Annotated in this window: 6 protein-coding genes; 3 read left to right on the forward strand and 3 right to left on the reverse strand. The window is 74.4% G+C overall.

Going from position 1 to position 6233, the window contains the following annotated elements:
* Nucleotides 1–14: 14 nt before the first annotated feature.
* Together EBO15_RS28695 and EBO15_RS28700 are read left to right on the forward strand one after the other, a co-directional pair.
* On the forward strand, nucleotides 15–461 hold the full coding sequence (locus tag EBO15_RS28695; RefSeq protein ID WP_122197575.1) for a winged helix-turn-helix transcriptional regulator: 447 nt from the start codon (nucleotides 15–17) through the stop codon (nucleotides 459–461).
* A gap of 57 nt (nucleotides 462–518) precedes the next feature.
* Nucleotides 519–1235: a metal-dependent hydrolase gene (locus EBO15_RS28700; protein ID WP_199744868.1), complete on the forward strand. Its 717-nt coding sequence runs from the start codon at nucleotides 519–521 to the stop codon at nucleotides 1233–1235.
* Nucleotides 1236–1339: 104 nt separating this feature from the next.
* Here EBO15_RS28700 and EBO15_RS28705 read toward each other — a convergent pair whose 3' ends face one another.
* From EBO15_RS28705 to EBO15_RS28715, 3 genes are all read right to left on the reverse strand, one after another.
* Nucleotides 1340–1924 (reverse strand): hypothetical protein, encoded by a 585-nt coding sequence (locus EBO15_RS28705; protein ID WP_122197576.1) that lies wholly within the window; start codon nucleotides 1922–1924, stop codon nucleotides 1340–1342.
* Nucleotides 1921–3378: a sensor histidine kinase gene (locus EBO15_RS28710; RefSeq protein WP_233616491.1), complete on the reverse strand. Its 1458-nt coding sequence runs from the start codon at nucleotides 3376–3378 to the stop codon at nucleotides 1921–1923. The genes EBO15_RS28705 and EBO15_RS28710 overlap by 4 nt, the downstream gene beginning before the upstream one ends.
* A gap of 83 nt (nucleotides 3379–3461) precedes the next feature.
* Nucleotides 3462–4136: a response regulator transcription factor gene (locus EBO15_RS28715; RefSeq protein WP_122197577.1), complete on the reverse strand. Its 675-nt coding sequence runs from the start codon at nucleotides 4134–4136 to the stop codon at nucleotides 3462–3464.
* A 101-nt stretch (nucleotides 4137–4237) separates the two neighbouring features.
* On the opposite strand from EBO15_RS28715, the gene EBO15_RS28720 reads away from it, so the two are divergent.
* The gene (locus tag EBO15_RS28720) at nucleotides 4238–5977 is read left to right on the forward strand and encodes a hypothetical protein (protein ID WP_122197578.1); all 1740 of its coding nucleotides are present in this window, start codon (nucleotides 4238–4240) and stop codon (nucleotides 5975–5977) included.
* Nucleotides 5978–6233 lie beyond the last annotated feature (256 nt).

The following is a 6233-nucleotide window of genomic DNA, read 5'->3' on the forward strand; positions in this document are numbered from 1 at the left end:
ACCCTTGGGAAACCATGGAGGACATCATGCGTCCCGGGGACGCCTTCGACCCGGCCTGCCCGACCCGGACGGTGCTCGACCGGATCGGCGACAAGTGGTCGGTGCTGATCGTCCTGAGCCTGCTGGACGGACCGCTGCGGTTCACCCGCCTGCGCGACCGGATCGGCGGCGTCACCCCCAAGGTCCTTACCCACACGCTGCGCGGAATGGAACATGACGGCCTTCTCGCCCGCCGGGTGTTCGCCGAGGTCCCGCCCCGGGTCGAGTACGAGCTGACCCCGCTCGGGCACTCCCTGCGGGGACCGATCCAGGCCGTGACCGACTGGGCCGAGGCCAACGTCCGGCGGGTGATGGCGGCCCGCGACGCGCATGACGTCCCCGATGCCGGGAACGAGGGGGGCGTGGCGGACGGAACGGGCGGTCACGACCTTCGGCGCGCCGTCCGCGAAAACGATCACTAACGGGATAGGGTCCCGCCGTACCTGGCAAGACGGGACGGACGGGGCGGGGATGCGCGCATGATGGGGCACACGCACGCGCTGAGCGGGGCACTGGTATGGCTGGCGGCCGTCCCCCTGCTCGGGCGGACGGACCTGATGCACCAGTACGCGTTCCATCTCGACACCAAGCAGCTCGCCGCCGGGACGGTCGTGTCCGCGGGGGCGGCGCTGCTGCCGGACATCGACCACCACAACGGGCGCATCGCCAACACGCTCGGCCCGCCGTCGCAGCACTTCTGCAAGTGGGTCGGGAAGATCTCCGGCGGGCACCGGCACGGAACCCACTCGATCCTGTTCGCGGTCGCGATGGGCTGGGGCGTCGACTGGCTCGCGACCCACCAGCGCTACGCGTGGTGGGCGGTGCTGTTCATCATCGTGGGCTTCGGGCTGCGGGGCATCGGCCTGGACTTCGAGGGCAAGGAGCCGCAGTCCGCGCTGGCCGACTGCGCGCTGGCCGCCATCGCCGTCTGGTGGATGCACGACCTGGACATGAGCTTCGTCGGGTGGGCGATCACGGTCGGGTGCCTCGCGCACATCATCGGCGACTGCCTGACACCCCAGGGGTGTCCGGTGCTGTGGCCGATACCGTGGCGGCTCGCGATCCCGGTCGTCCCGAGGACGAACGGCAAGGTCGAGCACATGGTGATCGTCCCGCTGCTGATCCTGGGGACGGTGATCCTGGCCGTCCGGTCGGCGCTCGGGACGACGGCGACACACTGGCTCGACAAGGGTTAGCGGGCCATGGTGACGGGGCCGGTGCGGGTCAGGGCGGGGTCGGTGCGGGTCAGGGCGGGGTCAGTGCGGGGTCAGTGCGGGTCGGTGCGGGGGGCAGCGCGGGGTCAGTTCGCGGTCAGGTCGGCGAACTCGGCGCACGTGTAGCGGATCGCCATCCGCCTGAACAGGTTGTCCAGCATCTTCGACTCCTCGGGGCCGCCGCCCTTCCCGCGGACGGCCACGGAGATGGGGTAGTCGAGCCTGACCTGCTTGACGTTGGGCGCGGCGTTGGCGGTGCAGACCACCTCGCCGAGGAGCAGCCGCGGCCAGTCGACGTTCGCCCGGTTGACGCGGACGGTCAGCAGGCCGCCGGGGTCGAGGTCGGTGGCCTCGGCCGTCAGCACGACGCCGTCCGGCAGGAGCGACCGGTAGCCCTGCCGCGTCTCGGTGACCGACGGCTTGACGGTGAGCTGCTGGAGGCCGAGGTACGGCTCGTTCAGCAGGCCCGGACGCGGCACCCGCTCCAGCTTGCCGTTCCTGACCAGGTAGACCGCGACCTGGTTGGGCTGCGCCGTCAGGCGCGGCAGGTCGCCCGCCCCGACGGGGCCCGTCGCGCGGACGCCGCATCCGGTCGGCGCGAGCACGGCGGCCAACCCCGCCAGCGCCGCCAGCGCGGCCCGGACGGGCGGGGTGCCGGTGATCGGTCTCACTTCTCGTCCTCCTCGTCCGCCGAGGGCAGCCACAGGGTGAAGACGGCGCCGCCGTCCGGAGCGTTGGCGACCGCGAGCGAGCCGCCGTGCAGGCGGGCGTTCTCCAGGGCGATCGACAGGCCGAGGCCGCTGCCGTCGCTGCGGGACCGGGCGGCCTCCGCCTTGACGAACCGGTTGAAGATGAGGGGCAGCAGGTCCTGGGGGATGCCGGGCCCGGTGTCGGCGACGGTCAGCTCCACACCGTCCCGCTCGGGGACGAACGTGACGCGGACCGGCGTCCCGCCGTGCCGCAGCGCGTTGCCGACGAGGTTCGCGACGATGACGTCCAGCCGCCGGGGGTCGAGCCGGACGACCAGGTCCGGCGGGCCGTCGACGGCGGCCTCGTCGGTCCAGCCGCGCGCGTCGAGGGTCGCGGCGACGGCGTCGGCGACCACCACGTCGTCCAGGACGAGCGCCGCGGCCCCGGCGTCGAACCGGCTGATCTCGATGAGGTGCCCGACGAGCGCGCCCAGCCGCCGGGTCTCGACCGCGACCAGCCGGGCGGCCTCGCCGCCGTCCTCGGCGAGCACCTCGGCCATCGCGACCATCGAGGTCAGCGGGGTGCGCAGCTCGTGCGAGACGTCCGCGACGAACCGGCGGGACGCGGCGTCCTTGGCGCGCAGCTCGCCGACCATCCGCTCCAGCTGGTCGGCCGTCCGGTTGAAGGTGCGGGCGAGGTCGGTCAGCTCGTCCCGGCCGCGCTCGCCGACGCGGGCGGACAGGTCGCCGTCCCCGAGGGCGCGCGCGGCCCGTCCGAGGACGCGGACCGGGCGCAGGACGCCGCGCGTCGCGGCCAGGGCCATCACGAGCGCCATCAGCACCGCGAGCCCGTCGGCGATCAGGAGCGCGCGGGTGAGCGAGGCGAGCTCCTGCTCCTCGTGCCGGAGGCTGACCGCCACGATCACGAGCGGGCGCGGGTCCAGCCAGGTGGCGCCGTCGGGCGGGCCCGGCCACATCCCGATCAGAAGGTAGGCGTGGCCGTGCGACCGCACCCGCTGGAAGACCGTGATCCGCACCGCCTGCTCGAGGAAGTCCTGGCTGACCGGGACGCCGAGCGCCCGCCCGGCGAGTCCCCGGAGGTTCCTCGCGGGCGAGACCCCCGCCACCGGGTCGGGGACGTCGGTCACCCACGCCTGCCGGTCCCCGTTGTTCAGCGCCACCCGGAGCTGCTGCCGGACGATCTCGCCGACCCCCGGCGGGGCCGTGGCCGGGACGTACCGGGCGACGGTCTGGCGGGCGTCGCTGATCTCGGTGTCCTGGACGCGCTGCAGCACGGCGCGGCGGACGAGCACGTAGGAGATCCCGGACGCCAGCAGCGCGGCGAGCAGCGCCACGGCGACGAACGCGGCGGTGAGCCGGGTGCGCAGGCCCATCGGGCGGAGCCGTGGCGCGGACGGCAGGACGTACCGCGCCACCGGGCGGAGGGGCCGCATCCGGACGGGCCACGGGCGGACCGGCCACGGGCGGGCCAGCCACGAACGGAGCCGGGCGCCGCCGCTCACGGGGCGGTGAAGCGGTAGCCGAAGCCGCGGACGGTCTGGATGAGGCGCGGATCGGCGGGCTCGTCCTCGATCTTGGCGCGGACGCGCTGGACGCAGGCGTCGACGAGCCGGGAGTCGCCCGGGTAGGTGTGCTCCCAGACGGCGGCGAGCAGGTGCTGGCGGGTCATCGCCTGACCCGGGCGGCGGGTCAGCTCCAGCAGCAGCCGCAGCTCGGTCGGGGTGAGCCGGACGTCGCGCCCGGCCTTGGTGACCTTGAGCGCGGAGCGGTCGACGACGAGGTCGCCGTAGGCGGACCGGTCGGTGTGGGACTGCTCGGCGCGCCGCAGGACGGCGCGGATCCGGGCGTCCAGGACGCGCGGCTCGACCGGCTTGATGACGTAGTCGTCCGCGCCCGCCTCGAGGCCGAGGACGACGTCCAGGTCGTCGCCGCGCGCGGTGAGCAGGATGACCGGGAGGGTGTCGTCGCGGCGGACGCGGCGGCAGACCTCGATGCCGTCGATGCCGGGGAGCATGACGTCCAGGACGGCGATCTCGGGCCGACGGGCGCGCAGCGCGTCGAGGCCGTCCTCGCCGGTCGCGCGGGCGGTGACCCGGTGCCCGAGGCGGGTGAGGGCCAGCTCGAGGGCGGCGCGGGCGGACGGGTCGTCTTCCACGAAGAGGATGCTCGCCACCCGACCATTATCCGGGTATGGCGATCTTTGTCCTCCCTGTGTCACGAAATCCGGACATCGTGCGAACGTGATCGCGACGGACCGCCGGGACGGTGGAACTCATGTCCCAGGTCATCGCTCCGCCGGTTCCGTCCGCACCGCCCGCCGCGCGCCGCCGCGACCCGGTGCCGTGGCTGCTGCTGCTCGGCACGGTCGCGCAGGTCGCGCTGCGGCTGTGGCTGGCCCGCGCCCGCACCGCCCCGGTCGCGGACCCGGACGACACCAGCTATCTCGCGGGTGCCCGCTGGCTGGCCGGCGGGCCCGGCGCGGACCTCACCGGTCACACCTTCTACCAGGCCGGATACCCGCTGCTGATCAGCCCGCTGCACTGGTTCACCGACGACCCCGCGACCGTCTACACCGGCGTGATGGCCATCAACGCGCTCGTCGGGGCCGCGCTGTTCCCGATGGGGGTCGCGGCGCTGCGCCGGCTCGGGCTCGGGCGGCGCGCGGCGCTTCCCCTGGCGTTCGCCGCCGCGCTGCTGCCCGCGTCGACGTTCTTCGGGATGTTCGCGCTCACGGACGCGATCCTGCCCACGCTGGTGCTCGGCTGGCTGCTGCTGCTCGACCGGTTCGTCCGGACGGGCCGGGCCGTGGACGGCACGCTGGCGAGCCTGGTCGCCGCGTACGCGTGCTTCACGCACTCGCGCGGCGAGGTGGTGCTCGCCGTCCACGTGCTCGCGCTGCTCGCGACGCGGCGGCGCGAGATGTCGGCGGGGCTGGTCATGGCGGCGGGCGGCTACCTGGCGGCGTCCGCGGTCAACGACGCGCTGCGGCGTTCGCTCTACCCGGGCGGCGCCCGCGACATGGCCGGGCTGCTCCAGGAGCGGCTGACCAGCGTGTCCGGGCAGGCGTGGTCGCTGTCGGGGATGGCGGGCCAGGTCTGGTACCTGGTCGTCGGGACGTGGGGCCTGGCGGGGATCGGGCTCGTCGCGACGTTCGCCGCGCTCGGCCGCCGGGAGACGCGGCTGATGGCCGGGGTGCTGCTGACGACGACGTTCGGCATCGCGTACGCGTCGGAGGCGGCGCTGGCCGACGAGCACCGCGTCGGGAACTTCGCCTACGGCCGGTACCTGGCGCTGCTGGCGCTCGTGTACGTCCTCATCGCGGTCGCGGTGCTGTTCCGGGCTACGGCGCGGAACGTGCTGCGGGCGTCCCTGGCCGGGATCCTCATCGCCGCCGGGACGGGCGCGACCGTGCTCCTGTACGCGGGGACGCGGCTGCGCACGCACCAGTTCATCGGGTTCGACTTCCCCGAGACGAACTTCCTCACCCAGGACCGGACGCAGTTCCGGCTCGTCCTCGCGACGGTCGTCGCGACCGGGCTGCTCACGGTGCTGGTCGCGGCCGGGTTGCTCGCGGGTCGCCGGTCCGGCGGCGTGTGGGCGGTCGCGCTCGTCCTCCTCGTGGTGAACGCGACGGCGATGGTGGACATCATGGGCGACGGGAAGCGCGTGGCGCCGACGCCGCCGCTGCCCGCCGCGTCCGAGCGCGGGGGCGTCGTCGTCGACCGGTCGCTGCACTGGGTGGCGCGGATCAAGCTGACCGACCCGGTGTGGTGGACGCGGATCGGCTGGATCGACGCGGCCCACCGGGCTCCGGCGCGGGGCGTCTGCACGGTCGTCGTCCCGGCCGCGACGGACGGGACGCCGCCCACGGGGACCTGGCCCGGTCACCCGGCGGGTTGGCTGACCCGCACGGGCGGCGCAGGCGTGGCCGCGTGGGTCGCCTGGTACGACCCCCACTGCGGAGCCGCCACGGCCGCCACAGGGCCCGCGGCGGGCCGTCCCGGAGGCCACTGAGGCCCGGCGGCAGGGTGTCCCGGGGGCGGCCGAGGCCCGCGGCAGGGCGTCCCGGGGCGGCCGAGGCCCGCGGAGACGGCTCGGGCCCGCCCCGGAACCTCCCGGAGCGGGCCCGCACCCGTTCTTCGGCTAGTGGCTCGTTACGCAACCTTGCTGGGGTAACTGGTCCATGATCGGATCGGGGAGCTGGCGGCGAAGTTGGTTTTCGGGTGGGTGTTGTGGTTGTGCCAGCGGATGTAGGCGGCGATGGCGCGGT

Source organism: Actinomadura harenae, assembly GCF_003696215.1.
Classification (GTDB): Bacteria; Actinomycetota; Actinomycetes; order Streptosporangiales; family Streptosporangiaceae; genus Spirillospora; species Spirillospora harenae.

Excerpts from the sequence above, each read along its gene's own strand:
- EBO15_RS28700 (WP_199744868.1), top strand. The coding sequence starts at position 519 with ATGATGGGGCACACGCACGCGCTGAGCGGGGCACTGGTATGGCTGGCG.
- EBO15_RS28720 (WP_122197578.1), top strand. The coding sequence starts at position 4,238 with ATGTCCCAGGTCATCGCTCCGCCGGTTCCGTCCGCACCGCCCGCCGCG.
- EBO15_RS28695 (WP_122197575.1), top strand. The coding sequence starts at position 15 with ATGGAGGACATCATGCGTCCCGGGGACGCCTTCGACCCGGCCTGCCCG.